Source organism: Clostridium phoceensis, assembly GCF_001244495.1.
GTDB lineage: Bacteria > Bacillota > Clostridia > Oscillospirales > Oscillospiraceae > Lawsonibacter > Lawsonibacter asaccharolyticus.
This window is the reverse complement of record NZ_LN866274.1, coordinates 2,227,654-2,251,362: the sequence shown is the minus strand read 5'-3', so window position 1 is coordinate 2,251,362 and position 23,709 is coordinate 2,227,654. Positions and strand designations below refer to the sequence as shown.

The window sequence follows — 23,709 nt, the reverse complement described above, 5'->3', positions numbered from 1 at the left end:
TCCTTTTTCTCGCCTTGATATATTGAATTCTAACAGATAAGTGTTATAATAAAAAGTACTTAATTCGTATATTTGTTATATAAAGAAGGTATGCCACTATGAACTTCAGGCAATTGGAGTATTTTACTACTGCGGCAAGGTTAAAAAGTATCTCGAAGGCCGCTCAGGAGCTCCATGTGGCCCAGCCACCTGTGAGCCGCCAAATCGCACTTTTAGAGGACGAACTGGGAGTATGCCTTTTCCTGCGTACAAACAAGGGAATAGAACTGACCGAAGCAGGGCAGAGCCTCTATGTCCAAAGCAAGCATATCTTCCAAAGCATGCACACCATGATCGACAGTGTGCGGGACATTGACCAGGGGCTGCGGGGCTGCTTGAAACTTGGATCAATCTATTCCACTATTTCTTTCACCTTGGATTTTCTAAAGAAATATCATGCGGAATACCCCAATGTAGAGTACTACATCCGCATGGGAACTCCCGGGGATCTTTTGAAAGATCTGAGCAATGGCGATCTTCACGTGATATTTCTCCGGGGGACTACAAGTGAAATCTCCGGCTCATGGGAACGCATACTCGGTGAAGAAACACTGGAAGTCATTTTGACAGAGAGCCTAGATCCTGCACCCGGACTGGATTATATTCCTATCGAGCGTCTTCGAGATGTCCCAATGTGCCTGCTGCGCAGCGATGACCTTTGGAGCTACAACAATTATCTTATTAATGAGTGTCAGCGCAATGGTTTCTCTCCCAATGTCGTCTGCCAGTGTTATGATACCCCCATGGCTCTTCAGATGGTACAGTCTGGATTTGGAATTAGTTTTTTGCCTCCGGCACTTGTGAATATAATCGGCTCACATGAGCTTTACTCGAAGCCGATCCGGGGCATAACCGCAAAATCATATCCTACTATGATGTGGAACAGCAGTGTCATGTACTCTGGCTGTGTCAAACGCTTTATTGACATGTTCGGACAATAGGACCTCAGTGACTGACTAATAGAACTGTTCATATCCAATGGTCTCCTGAGTCGACTTTAAACCAACCAAGTGAGTCAGATATTTATTCACTTTTCACTGGGGTACCTCAAGTTTCAAATAAGAATGGGGCGGCCGCAAAACACGGCCGCCCCATTCTTATTTGAAACTATGTCAGTATATATATTTTTGATATTACCCATCCCAATTTCTGCACCCTTGTTTTATACATAGAGCTGATATTTCTTCTGATCTTATGAGATAAATCGTAGCATACCAAAATTTTTATACCTTCCCCAGCAAAAAATAAGGGAGCCGGACCAACGCCGACTCCCTATATCGTTTGATTATTTTAGGGCAAACATCCCCTATTAGACCGCATTTGCGATCATCCCCCAATATAACACTTGGGTGCCTTCGCCAGCCTAATCAGTCAGCTCTCTCATCACACGCCCCCACATCCCGTGTGGTATTTTCGGCAAGTGTGGTAATACTGTGGCAACACAGAAAATCATGTCATTTTAGTACAATTTAGCACCGGCAGGAATCGCATCATCTAACATGAGCAAATTCAACCCTTCGTGTCCGTCATACTCGTACACAGCAGAGATCAGCATTCCCTCAGACGGAATTCCCATCATCATTCTAGTGGGCAAATTCGTGATTGCAACGCAGGTTTTACCCACCAATTCTTCAGGAGTATAATAAGTGTGAATGCCACTTAAAATAGTCCGTTTGCGCTCAGTTCCGTCATTTAATGTGAACTTCAGCAACTTTTTAGACTTTTCGACCGCTTCACAGGATTCGATTTTCACCACACGAAAATCGGATTTTGCAAAAGTTTCAAAATCCACAAACTCCTCAAACAAAGGTTCAATCTTCACCTTTGAAAGATCAATACGTGCGCTATTTGTGGACACATTACGAGTTACAACAGCTTGATTTTCCCCTTCACTCTTCGTGTTCGCACCATCATTTTTTTCCAGGGGCTTCATCGTGGGGAATAGAATTTCCGGCTTCTGCAAAGTGTTATAAGTTTCTGTATTCCGCATTTTGAGGTGTCCTCTCGAACTTTTGGATTTATAACTTGGTATAAGTTTCTACCGTTTCATCACCAATGGGGGTAAAAATGGGGGTAAATCAACTGATTCGGATTTTGCCCTCCAGATTCGCAAAACTTGCTACTTTCTTTTCCTTGGTTGCCTCATTATAAACATTCATCGTCGTCGTGATATCTGCATGTCCCATAATCTCCTGTATAACTTTCAGGTCACGTTCATTTTCACAGAATCTGGTGCAGAAAGTGTGTCTTAAATTGTGGCAAGAAAAATGTGGTAGCAGTTCTGGACACCGTTTTTCCATTTTGGCTTTTTGCTTTTCCTCGGCATTATAATCCCTGCAGATACGCTCAATCGCTCGGTTAACACAATGTGGGTTAAGTACATCTCCATAGCGTGTCGAGAAAATAAAGCCCGAATAGCCGTCAATGACACAATCATTGAAGCCCTCTTCCATCTGGCGCAACCGTTCCTGCAGGAGCGCGTGCTTTACTTCTGCGAGCATCGGGATTATCCTGATTCCCGCCCTCGTTTTCGGTGTGTTCACATGAAATCCAACTTTTCCGGTGCTTTCCCGTTTGCGGTACACAAGATTGTGGTTAATGGATATAATTCCCTGCGAAAAGTCACAATCCTGCCAGCGCAGCCCCACCACTTCGCCGATCCTGCAGCCTGTCCCCAGCAACACTGTAAATACCGACAGCCAATGCCTGTAAGTCGGCGATGAAGAAACATAACTAATAAAAGCAGATTGTTGCGCTTCTGTCAAGGCTTTTCTTTTCGGCTTCTCCCAGTTATGGGTCCTTTTGATTTCGTTCATTACGCCATCGGTCGGATTCAACCGAATGATGCCGTCTCGAACTGCTGTAGAAAAAACCGGATGAAGAATTGTGTGTATGACTTCCATACTGTTTGGTTTGAATCCCTTGTCGTGAATCAAGGACAAATAAAACTTCTTGATATCACTGTATTTGATATTCGACAACTTCATCTGTCCGATTTCTTCCCGTACATACTTATCATACATGTATTTATAGTTTTCTCTGGTAGACTCCTTGATCTCAATCTTCTGCGCAATATATCTATCATAATGGTAATTCAGCGTCGTCCGGTCTGCTTCGTGTGTTTTGATTCCATCTTCCAGATCTCTTCGGATTCGCTTTTCCATTGAACGCAGTGATTCAGCGTCTCGTTTCCCAGGCGGGATCCTATCTGTGTCGACCAGTCTCCAACTATATACGCTGTGCCTACCTCCTTTTTCATCATAGTACCTATACTCGTATTTGCCATCCTCTCGTTGTCGTTCCCCTTGTTTCAGGAGACGCCCTTTGGAATCGCGTCTTTTGTCGGACACAATATCCTCCTTCCAAGAGAATGCCCACACATATATATAATAATATGAACATCCCATGTTTTCAATAAGTTTTCTGTAATTTCCCTGCTGTAAAGCCGGGATACAGCATCCGCTGCATCCCGGCTTCCATCCGAAATTGGTTACACTGTATCCACGTCTTCCAAGTATCTCTCGAATTTTTTTCGTTTGATCAACCGCTTAGCCCCGACCCGAATCACAAACTCGCAATCTGGGTTGCTGGTTATCTCCCGCAATTTGTTGGTTCCGATCCCGAAGTAGGCAGCCGCTTCATCTATCGTCAAATTTGCCTTTTCCCAAATGGGAACCTCTTGTTTTTCCATATTTCATCTCCCTTTCTGTCTGAATCTAAAAAAGCAACGGGCGGCGGCTGGCTAAGCCGCTCCGCGAGACTTACTCCCCGAGCTATTGGCACTTCCCGTAACCTGCGGCGGATTGGTTACCGCTCGGATCACAGCCGAAGTGGTGTATCATGATCAACGAATATGGGTCATGGCCTCCAAGCCGCCACAGCTTGTCTGCACACAACATCCGGCTCCCCCCTGCCTCCTTTCCAAATTTGGGATCACGGCCCAGTCTGCTTGTACGGCTCTCCATATTCGCAATGTACCCGTTGCCGCATATGAGGCGCATACCGCCTATTTGTCAAGGTGCAGCAGGATGCCTTCCCTGAAGATCTTGGTGTCTTCTCCTCATTCCCCGTTTCAGAGAAAGAAATTTGCCATAGAAAAAGCCGCCACCAACCTATTTCAAGGTGTGGTGGCGACTCCTATATTTCTCCAGAATGTGCGCAGGCACGATTTCAGTAAACACCGGAACAGAAAGGAAGCCGGTACAGAAGGCCCCCGCACCTGCTTAATCCTCTTTAGAAACAATCACTATAATGCCGATGTCAGTAAAGTTGACTCCGACATTCTGTTCGAAACCTGAAGCATCATTTTTATATCATCGCTTCTGACCAAGAAAAAACGGGGGATCTGGAGCGTATTCGCTTCACATCCCCCGTCTTCTGGTTGATTGAGATACTGTACTAATCAGGATATAGCCGCCATCTCGTTGCTTGGCAGCACAAGGAACGGGAACGCCTTAAAGGAACCTTCCCGTGAGACTTTTACTTGTCCGTCCAACGAGTCCAGATACTGGGCGCCGCCTTTGGACTTGGAAATGTAGAGGGCGTACTTCATCCGCACAAAGTCAGATGCAGCGCACTGCTCTTCATAGCAAATCGCCAAGACTGGGGTAGCCATCATCTGCATCGCCTTCTTCCGTACCAGAGAGACAAACATCCGTTTGATAACAGCGGTTTCCGAGCAATTCGCATTCTTGAAGTAGGGACGCTCCAAGAACAGGGTCAGCTGATCTGCAGGCCGCTCATCCTCATATCGTTTCTCGGGTGGCTTAGTCAGATCGGCGAACTCCAAGGTCGGAGCATCGACTCCCCCGTCTTCTGGTTGATTGAGATACTGTACTAATCAGGATATAGCCGCCATCTCGTTGCTTGGCAGCACAAGGAACGGGAACGCCTTAAAGGAACCTTCCCGTGAGACTTTTACTTGTCCGTCCAACGAGTCCAGATACTGGGCGCCGCCTTTGGACTTGGAAATGTAGAGGGCGTACTTCATCCGCACAAAGTCAGATGCAGCGCACTGCTCTTCATAGCAAATCGCCAAGACTGGGGTAGCCATCATCTGCATCGCCTTCTTCCGTACCAGAGAGACAAACATCCGTTTGATAACAGCGGTTTCCGAGCAATTCGCATTCTTGAAGTAGGGACGCTCCAAGAACAGGGTCAGCTGATCTGCAGGCCGCTCATCCTCATATCGTTTCTCGGGTGGCTTAGTCAGATCGGCGAACTCCAAGGTCGGAGCATCGACATCATCTCGCAGATAATCCCGGCCCTTGGTCAGCCGGATCACAGCCCGCCCTATGACCTTACCATTCTTCTTGGCTAGTAGGATTTTCTTATTTGAGTCAAAACTGGAGAGCAGGCATTCCCGGTACTGACCATCCACATAAGATAAGCATGTGGAATATGGCAGCCTCCCCAGACGCAGGGTAGAGTAGTAATCGTCCACTTCCTCCACCAGAATGCCGTAGGTCTCCATAGCGGTGTTCGTCTGCCAAAGCAACTGTTGCTGTTTTGTGGTTGGGAAACTGATTTCCCTATTCAGGTCATTGGGATAGTATTTGAGTGTTTTAAATTCGCCCATCAGTTCTGCCAGGATGATACGGCGGAATGCCTCCTTATTCTCAGTGTACTCATAATAGAGCCGGGTCATCTCCGCCCCCTCCCCCATAATGAAGCGGACGATGTGTTGCTCATTGTCTTGAAGGAATTTCTCGTCAAGTTCCAATTCTTTCGCCAATGCAACCCAGTCTTGATCCACATAAATGAGATCGTTGCGCATCTGAGTCCAGCTTTGATAGCCTCGCATCCGATCTGCGTTCCGGCTGGCAAAGAGTGCATCTTCCCAGGTGAGTAGTTCAGGGATCAATAACTTGATCTTGTCATAGACCAGCAGGACGCGCACAGCGTCAGTGGCGGACAGGCCGGCAATATGGCCCAACTCTTTCTGGCGCCACACACTCAGCGGTTTCTGGGACAGAAGCGCGGCCAGGCCACGCAGGTCCTCATCAGCAATCTGCATGTTCAACAGGTCTCCCTTGAGCAGTTCCCGCATAACAATGAGTTTCCGATCCACGCCGATATCCGCCAGCATCCCATAGAACTGGATGTAGACCGGCTTGGCATAGCACAGCAATTTGAGTTCCTGAAAAGTGTACTCCCGCTGTTCCAGCAGATCAAGGTTGTTCCTCTGTCCGGCCTCGCCAGCGCACGCGAGGAAATCCTTGCCGTTCAGCGCGTTCAAATTGCAGCGGGTGTAGAAACTCTCTTCCAGCAGGAAGGATTCCCGACCTAGTTTGCAGAAGTCCTCAAAATGCTCCGAAACCATGTGGAGAAACCGTTTCTTCTTGTGGGCGATGGCGTAGATCAGTACATCGTACTGAATGGGTCTGATGGATGCAAAAGGCACCTCCAAACTCCCGGAATACAGGGCGTTCAAGTATCCGACCCAGGTATCCAGCACCTGATGCTTCTCCTCGTCTGTAAGTGGCTCGCGCCGTTGAGCGAACCACTGCAGATCATGGCGCAGACCGTGGTTAGAGAGCCACCAGTCCAGAAACCGCTCCATCCATCCAGGGTCAGAACCCAGATTGGAGTATGTCTGGCGCACAAGTTCAAGATCCTTAGCCTCCAGATGGGAGATCGAAGTCAACTCATCCTCTGTGAAACAATGCTCCACTTGTTCGCGGAACAGGAAATCCAGGACCGCCCGCATCGTCTCATTGGAGGAAAGCACAGAGAGGCTGGTTGAAATGGTACGTCCGGAAACATCGATGAAAGAGGAAAAATAAGGGAGCTTCAGCATCTCTCGCTGCTGCGGTTTCAAATCAGATAAAGTCACGGCACTCTGCGCATAGAAAGCGTTCAGGTTATCTACCAATGCGGGCCACAATGCTTCATCCGCTAAGTCGTGTTCGAAATACTTCAGACACTCGTATTGACAGCAGGAGCCGTTGACCCCGGAGCCGTACATTTGAACCATCTGTTCAACGGTATAACGCCCCATCAGAGATTCCCCGAAACGATCCGCAGACTCCAGCCAGTCATTGATGAAATGGTGGGGCACTTTACAATCCACCAGTTTCTTGTAGTAGCCTGCAAATTGTTCGTTGCAGATCAGTTCCCGCTGGACGCGTTCATACAAATCAGAGGAAAGATACTCTACTAAGCCATGTTTCTCAATCCGATCACAGGTCATGAGCAGTGTGGTAACACTGTACTGATGTGTATTCTTTGTATTCAAGCCACAAATGCTCATGCGATGTAGCGTTTTAATACGATCAACAGTTTGCAGCATGTGCCCGTTCCTCCTTGATAACAATTTCAATAAGAGAGTACAGAGTTTTCCGTGGGATGGCATCCGCACCAATGGCTCTTCCGCATAAGCAAAGCAATCCATCGGCCTGCTCTGGTGTTATGGGGTAACTAAATTGGGCGACGGCATGACGCAGAGGCTCATCTATCAGGCTCAAAGCATCTCTGCGATCCTCTGTACTGTAATAGTTACCCAAAAAATCCTTCAGCGATTGAACACTCCCATCAAACTTGGCATCCAATCTCTCCTTTTTTGTGGCAAGCGAGTTAGCCCGGCGCTCCTGTCTGATCCGCTCCCGCTCTGCCTGTTGCTGCTCTTTCTCTGCATCCAGCTCTTCCTGCGTATACAAATCCTGTTTCAAACTGTTCACACTATGAATATTGTAGCGTGTTGCGATCAGGGCTTTCAGAACTTCCCGGAGCGTCTCTTTATCATAGAGTGCGCGGACACAGTCATTCCATAGTGCCGCTTCCACAAAGTTATAGTAACTTTTGGGTTCAAGACAGAATTGTGAGGTATCGATCCACTCAAAAAGTTGACGCTGTTCGTCCGAAGACAGAAAGTCCCGCTTAAAATCCAGTTTGCCGAGATCGCTATAGTAATAGCGGATAGATTCCATATAATCGCGGTGGAATCCCGAATGACTCTCGAACAGGTCTGGATACTCAGTCACATCGTATGTTTCTAATAACTTCTTATTAAAGTCAAACGCCTTCCTGGTCCGAGAACCTGCGGTATATTCCTGCACATAGCACAACGCCTGTTTTTCTTTCGGCTCCGACTCATAATTGAGGTGTGACTGAAAAAAGGACCATAAATCAATGGTGTCAGTATCCACAAGCAACGCGAAATTCTTGTTATACCAGCCATTCTTTTGTTGAAACGCCTCCATATAGTCCAAGCCCGTCAGTTCCTGATAGCGCTCCATATACCGACGGATTTCCTTTTTGTCGGGCGCCTCCAGACGGTCGACCTGTTCAATGAAGAGATTCCGGTAATCCAGTGGCTCCAACTGTTCTGCTAAGATATCCCATCGCGGATCAAATACATCGAACCGATAAGAGAACTGTAAATTGGCTTTCTGGATCATCCACAATACTGTTTTAGGGTTGGTCGGATTGACCTGTGTGGAGACAGCAGGCCATATCCCCTCATGCCCTTCGTAACGGATGTGAAATTTACGATACATGGAGTAGAGTCTCTCCATGTGGGTGAAAGCCTCGTCCGGCAGTTCCTCGTCCTGATTGAGTGCAGCGATACAAAATTGGGCAGCCGCCTTCTCAGCAGGAATGCCGTTGGGATTAAGCCCAACTGGATTCTGGCAGGGCCAAATCATCCAGGAGTTGGCATACCGGATCTCCAGCGCACTGTATCCTGATTCGATCAGCGTGTTGTACAGAGCGGAGCCCTCTTTGCAGAACTGGCCGGGCAACTTCAGCAACGCCCGCAGGACTGCATTGTCTTTCTTCCTGCACTCGGCGATGACCTGCTTATAGTTACACAGAAGCCAGTCCAGCATACGGCCATTGCCAAGCAGCGGTATGGTCCGATCAACGCCCCACAACCGAGCGATCTGGGGGCGCATTGCAGGAAACTCATCTTCCTGAGGGTCAAATAGGGAGAGGACAAACATAGCATCCTCCGTCCGTTGATACGTATCGCCAGCCAGTTGGGACCGTAACTGCTTACGCTCCATCGGGTCGGTGGTCAGGAGGTAGCGGGCTCCCTGCAGATACAGGTCGTTCCCAGCCTCTTTATCCAGCCTACGTATGAAGTCTTCTCGCTGAGTCCCAACAAACATGGAGTCTGTGAGAAATGGCAGGGCAAATCCAAGAGCCAGCGCCAGCGCACGGAATATTTCTGGTCTGGAGCCGATGCGTTCCTCGAATCGCTCCGTAATCTCGCCGATATAGCGAAGTTCATGCTGGGCAAAATAGGCCCCCGGGTCGTTGCACCTGGAAGCCCATAGGGACTTCTGACTGATAAAACGCGAGTACTCCAGCATAGCGTCCTTGTTGTCGGACATCTTGACCACAAGGGCCAGAAGTGCATTAAAAAGATCTAAGTCGAGGATCTTCTCATAGGCGTCGCAGTGGCTTTGTTCCTTGTCATGACTGCTCATAACTATGTTCTCTCCTTTCTCTGTGCCACCGCTGATACGGCGGCCATTTTTGTGTGCGGTACCGGGCAGTCATGCACCGGCGCACCGTGTCTGTACGCTTGTCCTGTTGTGATCATTGACTCCCTCCTTTTTCTTGATTTGTGGTATTCACGCAGTAGATGCCTGCGGTACCTGAGAGAAATATGGTCGCCGCCACATACTGCATGGCGGCAGACAAAGAAAAAAGCGCCTGAAGATGTTCCTCAGACGCAATTTCACGCATTGGTACTGTAACTAGGCTGCGCAGACATATCTTTTTTGGGCAAAACGTAAAAAGCGTCCAAAGGCAACATGCCTTCAGACGCTTTGAAACACAGAATACTGTAATCGCCAGGGCGATTTCGGATACTTTATGTCAGTATTATACCGCACCTACGGATTGTTTGCAAGGGATTTTCGAACTGAGTCACCAACGTAAAATGCCACATGGCCTTTCTTCCTTCTCCACGGCTTGGGAATCGTGAACCCGATATGTTTCAGAACATCAGCTGCCACCGGCGGGTGGTGATTTTTAATGCTTGTTTTTTCTCAAAGGAAACGCTATAATATGTTCACATAGTATCTGCGGCAGCCTAAGGCAGTCTTAGTTTCCGTGTTGCATAGCGTCCAGAGGTCTTTCTGACCTTTGGGCGCTTTTTTGTTTTCTGGACAAACGAATGCCCCTCTTAAACAGATCTCGCCCATCCTGGGCAAAAGCGTGTGGACTATTCTGGGTTCCACACGTTTTTTTATATAGATATCCCTGCAGCGGAACACCGCAAAAATCAAAAAGGAGATGAAAAGTCATGCAATCACTCGAAAGAATCCCGACACGGCAGAGAGCATCGAAACACGGTGATCCGGAATGAATACCAATTGGATTGGCGTCGCTTTCGTCAGCGAAGAGGTTCCAAACCGAGAACAAGTTGAGGATCAACTTGCGGAGAGGACAGAGGCTCTACGTCAAGAGGCCCAAACTGCTCTGGATGCCTGGCTCAATGAACAAGGCCTGGAACAGGTAATGGGGGTTATCATCCCGAAAAAAACTATTTAAGTCAATCGAGGAGGAACAAACGTGGCTACTTTAATTATCGAGATGGAGGGCGGACTGGTCAATGAGGTCTACTCCACCCTTTTGGAGCCGCTCAACATTCAAGTCTACGACACCGATGATAGGCGAGATCCTGAACACGCCTATCTGTATGCCGCCAGTACCTATGCTTTGCAGTTTGGTGGAATGAGGCCCCAATTCCGGAGGGGCCATGACTACTCTGACCGGATTTGGGGGGCGCTGGAGCGCCGGCCAGAGTCCGCTGCCCTAGTCTCAGACCTGCGGCGGGCCGCTTCCCAGGCAGGGATCCAGGCCCAGGCTCAAGATGCGGCTTTCCTTGCCGGCTATCTGGAGGCATTTGGTGAATTCAAGGAGTTCGTCGACTACCTCAGTGCAGAAAAGAAGGTAAACGCAGAATTCCGGCAACAGATCGACAGACTGCTCGACCGGCAGATGGAGAAGTATTTCACCTTCGCCGAGCAAATTAACACCCCGGAGCGGTACGACGGCGGCCATGATGAGACTGCTATCTCAGGGCGAACTCTGGACTGTGAGGGAGGCGCTAAGGATGGTGTTTGAAAATCAGATTTGCGACCGCTGTCATAGGCCTACAGTCACCCGGATCATGTCCATGTTCAATCTGGATATGATCTGCCCTGCCTGCAAAGAGGACGAGCGGAAGCACCCACTGTATGAGTTGGCTTGCCAGAAAGAGCGAGAGGCGCTTCAACGTGGGGTACGGAACTTTCCTGGCATCGGCTGGCCAGCTGGAGATCACAGCGACCTCGCCGATTCATAACACAACAGCCTCATTCGGATAGACTTCGAAGGAGCCAGCTACAAATATTTTTTACAGGAGGCTTTTATGCTTTGCAAGAAGGATATTGACACGCTCAGCCCGATCTACCCTGATGTAGATTGGAGCAAAACGATTTGGAGTTTCATTCACTACTCCAAAACAGATCCGGACTCGGATCTGCCTGACGATGTGGATGACCTGATCATGATCTCGTTAGAGCACAGCGATGGCGGCTGCCTGTTTGAACTTAGTTTTGAGTGGGTATGGATGAGCGGAGCGGATGTTCCTCGACTCACATGTTTCAACGACGCTCTGCCCGCCTTGCTCACACCTACGCTCATGGAGGTCATCCAAAAACTATGTACTTGGAAGGACACAGAATTCACCCCGGAAATGGTTGTCCGTCTTCTGACAGAAGCCGGCTTCCTTGACCGGTCCCATGATTCTGGCGGCAAGCCGACACTGCCGAAAAAAACACTGCCTTAATGGCAGAGGGTACTTTAAGAAAACTTCGTTGCTTCCAGTGTACCCTCCGCCGGTCCATAGGCGGATCGTGCGGAAAATGTCGTTTGCGCCACAGCAAAAGCATCTGCTATATCCCGATCCCAAACGACATCTTCCGCAGAAAGGAATAAATGATGAACATGAATGAAACCCACTCTGCCGTCTGTTACATCTTCCGGGAAGGCGCCTTTTCTCCAGTACGGGAAGCCAAGTCGTTTCAAAACGAGTTTGGCTTGGATCTGTTCCAATACAAGGGAGCTATCTATGAGGGCAGGACAGGTTTGTGCCTTTGTAATTTGCAGCAGTCACAGGACCTATCAGGCTTTATGGAACGGCACGGCGGTCTGGAATCAATCGAAAAACAGATTACAAACAGTTTGGGCCGTACCGGCCTCTCTCCCCGCTACACCCGCCCGAACGAGAAGAAAAAGGATATATTCCCGCCAAAGGAGAGGGATGAAAACCGTGTTTTTTCCAAGGACTTGATGGGTAAAAGGCACTACTACTACCGTTTTTACAATGAAAACGGCATCGAGCTTTACACCTTGGAAAATAAGCGTGATTCATGGCCGACGATCTTTATCCCCTGCGACGGCTTTATGGTGGGCATCGACCAGCGGAGCCGGCTGGCGGAAGTCCTGAAGTGGCTGTCCACGCTGGAACACGGTATCCGGGCTGAGATTGAACGGGTCTTCAACCAGAGTATGGCGGCTCCAGATCGCTGGGCCGATCTTGGCTTTGCCAACCTCTTGGGGCGGCGCGAAGAGGCTGAGGCACACAACGCTCCCATTTGGGCAGAGCGCCAACAGCAAGCCAAACTGCGAGAGGCAGAACTGGAAGCCCAGGCGCGTCAGCGTGAACAAGAGTTACAAGACCGCTATACCTCCGCCATCCGAGAGGCGGAGCAAAACATTTTAGCCGGAAAAGAAGTTGTAAATCAAGATATCAACGGCAAGTCTCTGATCATGCAGCTTTTTCGGGAGCATGGGATTTCAGTCCCTCTAAAAACACAGGGATGGATTATCAATACGCTACACAGTATTCGATATTCCCCACAGAGTGGTCAATGGAGTTACCGCTACCATAAAGGCAGCCGCAACAGTACGAAACTGCCCGAACTACTTTCCAAGTTGCTGGCTGCAATCCAGAGCAAGCCGCCGTATGTTGGACATACCGTGGATATTCCGGCCACTCACGCCACTGACAGCAGTACCAGTTGAACCTAAAGAGGCAACGATAAAATTAGCGAGAGCGAGGTCTAAATAATGCGGACATTGCAAAAATTCAAACTCGGCACTTTCGAGGTGACACAGCCTGAATTGATTATTTCCGATCCCTGTTACGCGCCCGGTACCTGGTGCATGGGCATCGTTCCCAATGCCCAGCCGGGGATTTGGGAGGCAGAGATTGGCTTTTTCCATGAAGGGAAGCACGATGCGGCAGTAGCCTATCTGGCCGCGTTCCATCAGCATTGCCCACCCAAAAACCAGTTAATTGCACGGGAGGAACTCTTCAAGGTTGGCGTAGACAGCGGCCAAGCCGGTGTGTTCGACAAGCCGTTCTACCGTGCCGGTGCTGATGCAGGCCAGATACCCAGCGAAGATGCACTGGAAGCGTGGTACAACAGCTGTTGCAACCAGACCTTACATACAGACCACTATGCCGGTGTTATTCCACATGGCGTTGTATCCAATTCCGGGTATGGGGATGGCGGTTATATCTGTTACTCCTACCATCTGTCTAAAACACAGGGGGAGGATATCACATGGGGCGTCATGATCAATTTTGATGTGGTGCGCCTGCCCCAAATCAATAGGCTTCTGCTCCAATAACACTCAGCGGGGAACCACCTAAACGGGCGGTTCCCCGCATTTCCTTTTAGAAGGAGGTATTCCGTTTGAACATTCTAAGCTGTGGTGCGGGGATGCAGAGTACCGCCCTGGCCCTGATCTCCTGCGACCAGACCAGAAATAAGGTCGTACACCCGCAGGTCCCCCGCTATGATGCCATCATCTATTGTGATCTTGGCTGTGAGCCTGCCTGGGTAGCGGATCAAGTGCGTTTCATTGAACGCACCTGCGTTGATTGCAACATTCCTTTTTACATTCTCCAGAGTAATCTGTACCAGGACTATATGCAGCGGTTCGGGCGGCAGAGGGTTTCAGCCATGCCGTTCTGGACATTAGATGAGCAGGGAAAAGCAGGGCGGATCGCCCGCCGCTCCTGCACCGTGGACTACAAGGTTTTGATGATCCAAAAGTTTGTCCGATATGAACTTCTGGGCTACCGGCCCTATCAGCGGCTTCGCCCAGAGGATATCGGCACCCATGAACTCCACATCGGCTTTTCCAGTGAAGAGGCTCATCGTTCCTTTCCCAGCCGACACGCTATGTTTCAAAACCGATTTCCGCTTATCGAGATGGGTTGGGAACGAAAGGACTGCTACGCCTATAATCTGGATGAGTGGGGCCTGGACAGCAAGGCCAGCGCCTGCCTGATCTGCCCTTTCCACCGCAACTATTTCTTTCATCACATAAAAAACAACTTCCCGGCGGACTATGCCTCAGTAGTCAATTTTGACAATATGCTGGCCAAATGGCAGCCAATGAGCAAAATCAAAAACCGGGTCTTCCTCTCCCGCTCCCGCAAGCGGATCATCGACCTCACTCCCGCTGATTGTGATGACGCACAAACCTTTGAATACTGCGGTCACCAAATCTGGAACGGGTTCTAGGCATTTAGACTGTCTCAACTGTACATATACCGTCTTGGCTAGTTGTTTTGCCTGCTTTGCCGAGAGGGGACAGCATCCGAAGTTCACAACTTCCCCTATAAACAAAAAGACACGCCCCCTCAGGAACGGTGCATTCCTGAGGGGGCGTGTCTTTTTCCCCTTTTTATCTTACCCATGCCGCCCCAATGGTACCGGCCTCAAAACAGTCCCCACCCCATTCAAGGTATGGGGTGGGGACTGTTCTCACAGATTGAATATATCCAGATTTTTGAGCATATCATCCAGATCTTTCTCGCTTGGCCCGCTGGCATCTTCCGGCTGGCCCTGTTCAAGTTGGAGTTTTAAGGTAGTTTTCAGTTTTTCCAACGAGGCGTCTATCATACTTTGGATTTTTGCGAATGTCTGTTCATCTGTGGGCGTTGAATGAACTGAAATCACGATTTTTGCATCTTCCGCCATTACCTCGGGGTGATTCCCAATGTACTCCCAGACAGCTTGGATGACCAGATCACTTTTGCGGTTCTTCAATCTTTCCAGTAAATCTCCGACTGCAATCTTTTCCGCAGTATCCCGGCTCCATCCGAGAGAAAATCGGAACTTATCATCCCTCCGCAAAGAACTCCCCTCCGTGATTCTGCTGTGTCATCCGCCGCAACTGCGCCGTAGCCAGCATTCCATAGCCAATGGCATTGGCTTTAGAATCCAGCACAAAATCCGCCTGAGCCACTTGGGAGGACTCCTCAATGAAGTTTTGGAATAGAATGGACCCGCCTCCGATAAAAATGGCCGGATTGGCTCGTAGGTCTACCTGCAGTTCACGCAGTTTATCCAGAATTCCATTGGCATAACTGCGTACCGTGGCAAATACAACCTCCTGCACCTCAGCGGATAGGGTCGTGGACCGCCCTTGGATGATATCCACGATGTGGTCATCCTCAATCTTCATATCATACATAGCATTCACCCTGCCGATAATATCGTTGGACATATGAATCACTCCCATCTCCAAACTGCGGCAGAACTGCATGTCAGGTACAGAATTGCGAAGCAACATAACGTCTGTGGTAAAGCCTCCAATATCAATAATGAAAGTGCGCGGGATCTCCTTCAGGCGGGCTGCCTGCGGTACGACCGCTGCATAAGCCTGAGGATAGACCAGCACATGCCGGATCACGAGGCAGACCGGTGTTCCGTTAAAGACAAAGTTCACTGTGCCGCGCTTAAAATACTCTGCAAACCGCTGCCGCAGCGCATAATGCTCCGGGGGCAATCCTACGGCCAGATCCGTTTCCACCATTGGGCTCATAGTATCGCTCTTCTGCAGTTCCTTCGCAATGGCAAAAAGGGTCAGGATAAAATATCGGTCATCTTTCGTCTTGTCCCGCATATAAGAGATGCGTTTGCCGGACAGCGTCCAATACTTGCCGCCATATTCCAGAATGTCCGTATCAACGGGTGGACGGATCGGATAATCGGCCAGTCCGGAGGAAAACACGAAATTGACGGTTTTGATAGACGAGTTGCCATGATCAACTGGAAATAGCATGAGAAATCACTCCTTAGTCTTTCTGATATGTTATTACACAAATGAAAATGCGTTTTTACAACAAAATGCGTAAAAACAACGGGACATGCTGCGCATGTCCCGCTGTCCACTTCTGTTACTTTGGAGGATTGCCCTTATTCATGCAAAACTCCCAGATGTAATCATCCAATCCGTTGTAATCCGGAACCCACAAATAGGTTCCAAATGTGACATTCTGCTTGGCCAACAGTTCAACAAGGTTCTGATAGGCACTTTCCACATGCCAGTTTTTCAGATAGTCCATATCGAAGCAGGTCATGATATGACGGACTCCCATGGGAATCAGATCCCTGAGGGCTGACTCCAAATGTTGCAACGAGGTCACCCCTGGAATAGCCAACATCGTTTGGCCTGTAAAGTGGTTGACGATGTCCGCTTTCATATATCCTTCAATCAGAAGAATCCTCTCTCGAACCGGCCCGACCATATGGCACCAGTTCTCACCCATGGCTCCGTCCAGCTCGTCCCTACTGGAAAAGGTCAGGAACTTACCGCCCTTTTTCATTTTATGATCAAGGCGAATTTGAAAACCTTGTATCTTCCCAAAGTAGGTTCCCGGAATCAGAATCCCCCTACGCCACACAGCCATTGTCCATCGCCCATCCTTGTCCCGATAAAATCCAGGGACGCCAAACAGCGTATATCCCTCGTCCAGCAAGGACTGGGCCAGTGCATGGAACCCCACAACAGGCGTAGACTTATAGCCCAGCCGTTCAATGGCTTCGTCGGTCAAACCGCGGCTGAGGAGATTTTCACGGTGGTCCGGCGCCAGGGTGAGCCGGTTGAGCAAAGCACGATAGACCCGGTCCCGTTCCTCCAGCGGCGCAAGGCTTGCCTGGGGCTTCATCGGCGGAGGCTGCAGTTTCTTTCTGGTAGCCGCTTTCCCTGCGGGATAGCTGATGTCTCTCTGCAGTCTCGCTGTAAGGTCCTCCAAGACCTTCTCCCGCGGGATGCCCATGTAGTAGGCATAGAGATCGAAGACACCACCCTGGAATTGTCCGCACTTGGGACACCGATACACATTCCGCTTGAGATTGATGTTCAGATGCTTCTCCCTTGAACCTGCACGGTCGCATAATGGGCACGGGATATTGTAGGCGCTCTTTCCATTTGGAGGCTGTGGGATTGGGAGCAGCGGCAGAATATCCGTCATTTGATAGCGAAGTTCCATGGAAAGCTCCTCTCCGGGGGACGGTCTGGTGGCGACCGTCCCCCATGTTTATTCAGGCGCTCTCCTCCATGGACTGTTCGCAAATGAGTTTTGCGGCCGCAGAGATCTCAGGATCGCCCTGAAATTTATTCGCTACCCACACAAGGGCTTTTGGATCCTCCCTCAGTACATCCCCAAGCGTCTTGCCGCTGTATTTGCTGATAGGACAGGGTGTACTCATTGCTTTCTCCAATGGATCTACCGGCGGCTGGGCGGCTGGTGTGGGCATCGGCATTGTCATATGCATATTCGCGGAGGCCCCTCCAGGCTCTGGCAAATCCTGCGGAGATTCTTCCCCGCTCCAGACGATGCCGCTCAGTTCATCCACTGCTGGCATATCAAAGGCGTCGCCGGCCGCAGCGAACTGGAGTCCAAAGCCAGCGTACTGCAACGCCCGGCCGATTGCTGCTGTCTGTGCCCATTCCCGTGGGGAAACCGTCGGCTTGTCCGGCAAATAACCTCGTGACGCTGTGGCCTCCGCCAAATACTGATCTGATGGATTGGTATAATTGGCATAAATCCGTGCTGTGGCTATGAAGCACTCCTTGGCTGGAGTCACCGTGACAGCGACACGGCCTTCCGGATGCTTGAGCCAGAACCACGCGAGTTGTCCCATAACCGGCAGGCGAAGGCGCTTTTCATGGGTATTGAGGTCGGCGTATTCCACTGCCAACGGCGAGGGATCAAAACCATCCACCGCATTGATCTGCTGAATGGCTGCCAGTGCTGCCTGTTTCTCGTCTTTCATGATGCATTACCCTCCTTAGCCTTTTTAATCGGTACGAATGTGTTCCGAAACTGCAGCCATGCCGGCAGCAGTGTTGTAATAACCCGGTTAATTTCTTTCTTGTATGCCATGGCAGCCGTAGGCGAAAACGCTGAAAATCGCTTACGGTAGTCTTGGATCACACGTCCCAGGTTACTCTGAGCGGCTTCCCGCTCTTTCTGTGTATCCGGACCGCGGTCCGGCCCATAGCGACGTTCCAACGCAAGACTCTGCACATAGGCGTCCATCATCTGGTAATGCCCCAGCAGTTCGGGGGTATTCATCGAAACAGGCGCACTGCGCAGGTACATCTGACAGGTCTCCAACACGCCGACCCGGTACACAATTTCGCCGTAGTACCACAGGTCGACTGCGTTAATGGGCGCCTGTGCCATGCGCTGCTCCAGTTCGCCTCGGAGCGCATAGTAATTTTCCAGGACTGTGGCCATCTGTCTGGTCCTCCCTCTATTCTTTTATCAATTCGTTGATCCGTTCAGCCAGTGCCGTATTTCTGCGGTCAGTATCCGTCGTATTGATTGCACGCACAACAGCCTCCCAGTCTCCCACAACGATAACGCGGATCTTGGCGCGGGTTTCCGCCGTGTAGAACAACGCACGATTCAGCATTCTCCCGTGTATGTTCTGGACACTGATAAGCACGGAGGAATATTCTGCGCCCTGAGATTTGTGGATGGTGGTGGCATAAGCCAGTTCCAGTTGGCGGAGAGACTCCAAATCCTCATAGGCCACAATACGGTCATCCCCAAAATCCACTTCTACCAAAAAACCGTCTGCATCCCGGACGATGGTTCGGATATATCCGATATCACCATTACTGGCAAAATCCCGGTTTTTCATCTGCATCACTTTGTCACCCACGCGAAAGGTCCTCTGCCCGATTTCCAGTTCCGCCTTTTCCGGTGAGGGTGGGTTGGCAATATCGTGCAGGGCCGCGTTCATACTCTGAACGCCAGTTTCGGACTTTTTACGGAACGGGGTCAAAAGCGCCACATTGTCCACGCCGTGCCGAGCGATCTCATTCATGTAGAGACGCTCCAGCCATTGTGCTGACTGTGACACATCTGCCGAGGCCCAGAACTGAAAATCGTCCCCTAAGTCCAATCGCTCATTGCCGTGCCGGATACGCTGTGCATTCTCCGCTACGATGCTACCCTCACTCTGGCGAAACACCTTGTCCAGGATGACCGAAGGTAGCTTCCCGCAGCCCAGCAGTTCGTGGAGTACGGCACCCGGCCCGACGGAGGGAAGTTGATCTGCATCTCCCACCAGAATCAAGCGGCAGCCGGGTGGCAGTGCGGCAAATAGGTGCCATGTGGTTATCATATCCATCATGCTGACTTCGTCGACAAGGACCAGATCTGCCTTCAGGGTTTCAGGCTCTCTCAGTTCGTGGATTTCACCCGCCTGTAGGTTCAGCGCCTTATGTACCGTAGATGCTGCAAAGCCAGTGCTCTGTTCCATACGCCGCGCCGCACGCCCGGTCGGTGCACAGCAGACAACAGCGGCATTGGGAAATGCCGCGTGATAGATATTGAGAATTGCCCGCTGGATGGAGGTCTTCCCCGTACCCGGACCTCCGGAAATGATGCAAATCGGCGATGTCAGCGAAGTCTTGATGGCGTTCCTCTGCTCCTGAGCGAAGGTGAACCCCATCTCTTTCTGCTGGGCATCAATCTCGTCATCCAGGTCGCCCATATAGGGCAATTTGTCCCGGCGCAGCATCTCGCAGACCTGTACAGCCACATCGTTCTCAGCCTGTGCTATGATAGGGCGATAGATGTGGTCACGATAAATTGCAAGCCGATTGTCTTTGAGCATTTCAAATGCCCGTTGGGCAACAGCCTTCCAAGTCACCGTCGGCGTTCGGAGCAGATTGACCGCCCTCTGCACAAAGCGTTCCTTATGCATGGACAGGTGCCCGCTGGATTCCGCCAGTTTCAGCGTATAGAGCAGACCAGCATCCAGCCGCTCCGGCGCATCCATCGGGATCCCGTTGGCCTGCGCCAGCCTGTCTGCTGTTTCAAAATCAATCAGATCACGCTCAAATACCATGTATGGAAACTGAGCCAGTAATGTCTGCGCATCGAGACCCAGTTGCCTCCTCAGATGGATGGCCTGCATCGCGCTGATATCAAAGGGGGCAAGCATATTGATCAATTTGCGGGCGCTGCGGGTTTCCATATAGGCGTCACAGAACTGGTCTCTTTTCTTTTGACTGATGCCGGATACCTCCTCGATCCGTGTAGGATCACGGTCTAATACCTCCAGGGACTGCTCCCCGAAAGTATCGTAGATTCTTTCGGCCAATTTTTTCCCGATGCCAGGTATCATCCCCGACGAGAGGTAGGACACAATCCCGGCCTTACTGGATTCAACCAGTTCCTCATAAGACTCCATCTCAAACTGAAGTCCATATCTGGCATCTTTCTTCCAATGTCCAGCCATATCGACCTTTACACTAGAAACGGTAGGCAGGTAGTGCCCCACCACCTTGATGCTGGAAAGTCTGTTTCCTTGTGCGTCCAGTACCTTTTCATGGGGCCTGAACAGTGCGATCATATAACTGCCGTCCCGCGCCTCCTCCACTGTCTTCGGGTAGAGCAGGCGGCTGAAACTGCATTTCATGAATTGATTCCTCCTTATAGCGGAATCGGAGTATCTTGAAATCCTCTCACAGAATACCCCGATCCCAAAGACATATTTTGCTCCGTAAAGACGGCCTTTCCCGTTTTTTGTATAAGCGCAGGGCTGCTCTACACATAAGCACACCCTGCGCCGCCCATCGTCATACAGGCTGGATGGTCACCTTGACCTTGCGGCTCTTTGATGCTTTCAGCGCCTCTTGATAGATGTCCGGATGTTCTTTTTTGAGATAGTCCGAGCTCACGCGCTTGGTTACCTCGGTCACAAAATCCACTAACAGCTTATCCGTGGTTGTGGTAAGGATCCCATGCTCATGATTCTTCATCAGTTCTGCAACTCGCACGCTGTGTGCTTTTATAGCCTCCTCATTTTTCTTGATTGCACTTTTTAACTCCACATTTTCCGCTTGAAGACTCGCGATTTTCCGCAGACGTGATTCAAATTTTTGCGGAAATTCAATTGTGGGCAGTCCTTTTTGACTGGTACCGTAAATTCGCGCCAGGGCCTCCATAGCCAGCTTCGGCTTCACATCCTCCATAGTCGGAGGCTGATCATGACGCAAACTCCAGATCCACCGGTCCAACTTCTCAAAAATGATATCCTCTTTGCCCTGTTCCCGCTCGATGTGGGGCATGGCCAAGTCGTGCTCCGGGTTGTTGCCCCAAAGCGCCGCGAAAGCCCCGTGCTTTTCATCCAATACCGCAAGATAGTAGCGAAGCTGAATTTCATAGTAGATTGGGATAGCTCCGTCAGCCCAGTCTTCTGCCTTGTGATATGTCAGGGATTTGCACTCCAAAACACCGCCTTCGCCGTCATTCTTCCGCATGTAGCGCCGGTCAATATTGGCGAGAGCGTATTTCAGATAAGCATGCTGATAGAGATAGTTGTCATCCGTGACGACATTACCCGTCCTCCTGGCGTAAAAGTACGCTGCAATCGGCTCCAACATATGTCCCATAGCCAGTTGGTCGGGGTTCGGGGGCGGCTTCGGCTTCATGCGCCCCTTTTTGATCATCCAAAGTTCCAGGGGTGTCGTCCACGGCGACAAACCGAAGATAACGGCAACATCGCTGCCGCCAACGGTATACTCAATATCGCCTTTCGGCCCATGCTCCCGGCATTTGAGCCAGTGCTCATTGGACATCCCTGTACAGTCGCAGAGAATATTCGGCGCAGCCATTACCACTTCACCTCCCGGGCATAATCGTAGTCACGCCATTTAAGCGTGAGTGCCCGGGCCATATTCTCCTGCAGAGCCAACAATTTGTTTTCCGATGTTCCCTGGATCTTGAGGATAAAGGGGATCTCCTGCATAGCCATAAATACATCATGGGCGGTGGCGCTTTCTTTGCCGATTGCCATCTCAAACATATCGATAGCCTCCATCGCCGCCTTTTTGGGCAGCGCCAGGCGTTTGCAGATGGCCGTCATTGCGTTGACCGGGTGATCCAAGTGGATGGACAGCAGGGCGCTCAGTCTGGAAACGGAGTCTCCAAACTGGGCAAACAGCATATCAAGGCTCTCTACGAAATCAGGGACCTTGGACTGCCGCCGGTGTTCTACGGAGATCATGCCGCCGATATGGATGGGGTACTGCAGCCCCACCAGCAGCGCCGAAACCTTTGCCGAGGCCACTCCGGTGTCCGAAGTAGAGAAGCGGATACCGGGCGTCAATTTGGCGGCCATAGCGGTCTTCCCCTCCGCCGCCAGCAATTTTGTGTAGGTATCCAACAGTTGCGTCTTCTGGTCAGGCAGAGTCCACGAGGCGCTGGTGATGGAATGATCCACATAGCCGCCCGAAAACTGATTGCCCGGGAACCGCTCGTCCATCTTGCTCTGTAAGCCGTCCAGTAGCTGATCGATCTCCAACACGGAGTAGTCACGGGTATCTCCGGAATGGGCAGCTGAAACCTTCTCATCACGGACGAGCAACAAGGCACTGTCCCTGTGGAGCGCCAGGCAGGAGTTGATCACCTCCGCCAGTTTCTCACGGGGGAGTTTGGGCAGTGCAGAACCGCCCACCCTTGCCCGGTCCAGCAGACTCTTGTATGCCGTATCGCGCAGCGGGAAGAATCTGTCCTTTACCTTGATGGCCAATTTAAGGTTTTCAGCCGTATCTTCGATTGCTTCTCGGGATACTGATGCGTCGAAACTGGCCGTGTCGCTGAACAGAGGTGATGCCTTATCCAGCGCCGCTACCTCCAGATTTTTGACCTCGGTGCGCTCCCAGCGGCTGTCAGTTCGGATCTTCTCGTGGTAACTGAGCATGTCCGGGAATGCGCTGAACTGGGTGTGATAGCTGTCACAACAAGATTTTACCATGGTTTTGTTCTCCTTTCTTTTTGTAGCCGGAACTTCCTGATATGCAAAAACAGCGTTCCCTTTTGGGAACGCTGTCTATGCCGATAATGAAATGGCCAAAAAACAAAAAAAGTGCCATCTGCATTTCTGCAAATGGCACTTTGGAACACTGTAAACTATGCACGCCTTCGGCATGGCTCTGATACTGTATAGTTGAATTATATCATTCTCAGACCTTTTCGTCAACACGCTTATAACCACGCCTGCGCATACACTACCCTGTTAAGACTTCTTCGGCTCAGCACTATAGGCTGAAATACCCGTGTCCGGCTTTTGCGCCTCCGCCCAACCAAGAAAATCAGAAAAACTATGGATATTGGCTTGCACCTGCTCAATGTAAGCCGCTGGAACCGACTGACTTTCCAGTGACCTGCGCAGCATATCAAGCCGTTTCCGGCAGTACGCGGCACATGCAGCCAGTTTCTCCGGGCTGCATGTAAGTTCTCCGGACTGGATTGCACGCAGTTCGTCTTTAATCGACAGTTCTCTTTTCATCCGAAGCCTCCTAATGATATCGGCCTTCTGTGACTTAGTTTCATTTTCTCAT

Annotated in this window: 22 protein-coding genes; 7 read left to right on the top strand and 15 right to left on the bottom strand. The window is 50.4% G+C overall.

The features are described 5' to 3' along the window. The first annotated feature begins 98 nt into the window (after nt 1-98). Nucleotides 99-980, top strand: coding sequence for a LysR family transcriptional regulator (locus BN1969_RS11670; protein WP_050624449.1), 882 nt, complete (start codon nt 99-101; stop codon nt 978-980). Nucleotides 981-1,498: 518 nt separating this feature from the next. Here BN1969_RS11670 and BN1969_RS11665 read toward each other — a convergent pair. From BN1969_RS11665 to BN1969_RS11635, 6 genes are all read right to left on the bottom strand, one after another. Then, the gene (locus tag BN1969_RS11665; protein WP_050624448.1) at nt 1,499-2,029 is read right to left on the bottom strand and encodes a methionine--tRNA ligase; all 531 of its coding nucleotides are present in this window, start codon (nt 2,027-2,029) and stop codon (nt 1,499-1,501) included. Between the two features lie 88 nt (nt 2,030-2,117). Beyond that, nucleotides 2,118-3,389 carry a tyrosine-type recombinase/integrase gene (locus BN1969_RS11660; protein WP_050624447.1) on the bottom strand — a complete coding sequence of 424 codons (1,272 nt, stop codon included), beginning with the start codon at nt 3,387-3,389 and terminating at the stop codon, nt 2,118-2,120. A 140-nt stretch (nt 3,390-3,529) separates the two neighbouring features. After that, nucleotides 3,530-3,730, bottom strand: coding sequence for an excisionase (locus BN1969_RS11655; protein WP_050624446.1), 201 nt, complete (start codon nt 3,728-3,730; stop codon nt 3,530-3,532). Nucleotides 3,731-4,441: 711 nt separating this feature from the next. Continuing rightward, nucleotides 4,442-4,657, bottom strand: coding sequence for a hypothetical protein (locus tag BN1969_RS18005; RefSeq protein ID WP_147577086.1), 216 nt, complete (start codon nt 4,655-4,657; stop codon nt 4,442-4,444). Between the two features lie 222 nt (nt 4,658-4,879). Then, nucleotides 4,880-7,330, bottom strand: coding sequence for a hypothetical protein (locus BN1969_RS11640; RefSeq protein ID WP_050624443.1), 2,451 nt, complete (start codon nt 7,328-7,330; stop codon nt 4,880-4,882). After that, nucleotides 7,314-9,470: a hypothetical protein gene (locus BN1969_RS11635; RefSeq protein ID WP_050624442.1), complete on the bottom strand. Its 2,157-nt coding sequence runs from the start codon at nt 9,468-9,470 to the stop codon at nt 7,314-7,316. Before BN1969_RS11635 ends, BN1969_RS11640 begins: the two co-directional genes overlap by 17 nt. 883 nt (nt 9,471-10,353) lie before the next feature. On the opposite strand from BN1969_RS11635, the gene BN1969_RS11630 reads away from it, so the two are divergent. The 6 genes from BN1969_RS11630 to BN1969_RS11600 all read left to right on the top strand — a co-directional run bounded on the left by BN1969_RS11630 (nt 10,354) and on the right by BN1969_RS11600 (nt 14,576). Continuing rightward, nucleotides 10,354-10,542: a hypothetical protein gene (locus BN1969_RS11630; RefSeq protein WP_050624441.1), complete on the top strand. Its 189-nt coding sequence runs from the start codon at nt 10,354-10,356 to the stop codon at nt 10,540-10,542. Between the two features lie 21 nt (nt 10,543-10,563). After that, entirely contained in the window at nt 10,564-11,118 is a 555-nt protein-coding gene (locus BN1969_RS11625) for a hypothetical protein (RefSeq protein WP_050624440.1), read from the top strand. A gap of 286 nt (nt 11,119-11,404) precedes the next feature. Further along, a complete protein-coding gene (locus BN1969_RS11615) occupies nt 11,405-11,824 on the top strand; it encodes a hypothetical protein (RefSeq protein WP_050624438.1) in 420 nt (139 codons plus the stop codon). A gap of 152 nt (nt 11,825-11,976) precedes the next feature. Continuing rightward, nucleotides 11,977-13,062, top strand: a complete 1,086-nt coding sequence (locus BN1969_RS11610) for a hypothetical protein (RefSeq protein ID WP_207642595.1) — start codon at nt 11,977-11,979, stop codon at nt 13,060-13,062. Between the two features lie 45 nt (nt 13,063-13,107). Next, nucleotides 13,108-13,674, top strand: a complete 567-nt coding sequence (locus tag BN1969_RS11605; protein ID WP_050624437.1) for a DUF4241 domain-containing protein — start codon at nt 13,108-13,110, stop codon at nt 13,672-13,674. Nucleotides 13,675-13,739: 65 nt separating this feature from the next. Beyond that, nucleotides 13,740-14,576, top strand: coding sequence for a hypothetical protein (locus tag BN1969_RS11600; protein ID WP_242850334.1), 837 nt, complete (start codon nt 13,740-13,742; stop codon nt 14,574-14,576). Nucleotides 14,577-14,819: 243 nt separating this feature from the next. Here BN1969_RS11600 and BN1969_RS11595 read toward each other — a convergent pair whose 3' ends face one another. From BN1969_RS11595 to BN1969_RS11555, 9 genes are all read right to left on the bottom strand, one after another. Further along, nucleotides 14,820-15,191, bottom strand: a complete 372-nt coding sequence (locus tag BN1969_RS11595) for a hypothetical protein (RefSeq protein WP_050624436.1) — start codon at nt 15,189-15,191, stop codon at nt 14,820-14,822. Then, complete coding sequence (locus BN1969_RS11590; protein ID WP_050624435.1) at nt 15,178-16,122, bottom strand: ParM/StbA family protein; 945 nt, start codon at nt 16,120-16,122, stop codon at nt 15,178-15,180. The genes BN1969_RS11595 and BN1969_RS11590 overlap by 14 nt, the downstream gene beginning before the upstream one ends. Before the next feature lie 115 nt (nt 16,123-16,237). Continuing rightward, nucleotides 16,238-17,332, bottom strand: a complete 1,095-nt coding sequence (locus BN1969_RS11585; RefSeq protein WP_050624434.1) for a DUF3854 domain-containing protein — start codon at nt 17,330-17,332, stop codon at nt 16,238-16,240. A gap of 52 nt (nt 17,333-17,384) precedes the next feature. Further along, complete coding sequence (locus tag BN1969_RS11580) at nt 17,385-18,119, bottom strand: hypothetical protein (protein WP_050624433.1); 735 nt, start codon at nt 18,117-18,119, stop codon at nt 17,385-17,387. Beyond that, on the bottom strand, nt 18,116-18,586 hold the full coding sequence (locus BN1969_RS11575) for a hypothetical protein (protein ID WP_050624432.1): 471 nt from the start codon (nt 18,584-18,586) through the stop codon (nt 18,116-18,118). The genes BN1969_RS11580 and BN1969_RS11575 overlap by 4 nt, the downstream gene beginning before the upstream one ends. 16 nt (nt 18,587-18,602) lie before the next feature. Then, on the bottom strand, nt 18,603-20,783 hold the full coding sequence (recD2, locus tag BN1969_RS11570; RefSeq protein WP_050624431.1) for an SF1B family DNA helicase RecD2: 2,181 nt from the start codon (nt 20,781-20,783) through the stop codon (nt 18,603-18,605). Nucleotides 20,784-20,943: 160 nt separating this feature from the next. After that, nucleotides 20,944-21,981 carry a YqaJ viral recombinase family nuclease gene (locus BN1969_RS11565; RefSeq protein WP_050624430.1) on the bottom strand — a complete coding sequence of 346 codons (1,038 nt, stop codon included), beginning with the start codon at nt 21,979-21,981 and terminating at the stop codon, nt 20,944-20,946. Next, nucleotides 21,981-23,123 carry a hypothetical protein gene (locus BN1969_RS11560; protein ID WP_050624429.1) on the bottom strand — a complete coding sequence of 381 codons (1,143 nt, stop codon included), beginning with the start codon at nt 23,121-23,123 and terminating at the stop codon, nt 21,981-21,983. Before BN1969_RS11560 ends, BN1969_RS11565 begins: the two co-directional genes overlap by 1 nt. A 261-nt stretch (nt 23,124-23,384) precedes the next feature. Next, entirely contained in the window at nt 23,385-23,657 is a 273-nt protein-coding gene (locus tag BN1969_RS11555; RefSeq protein ID WP_050624428.1) for a hypothetical protein, read from the bottom strand. Between the last annotated feature and the right edge of the window lie 52 nt (nt 23,658-23,709).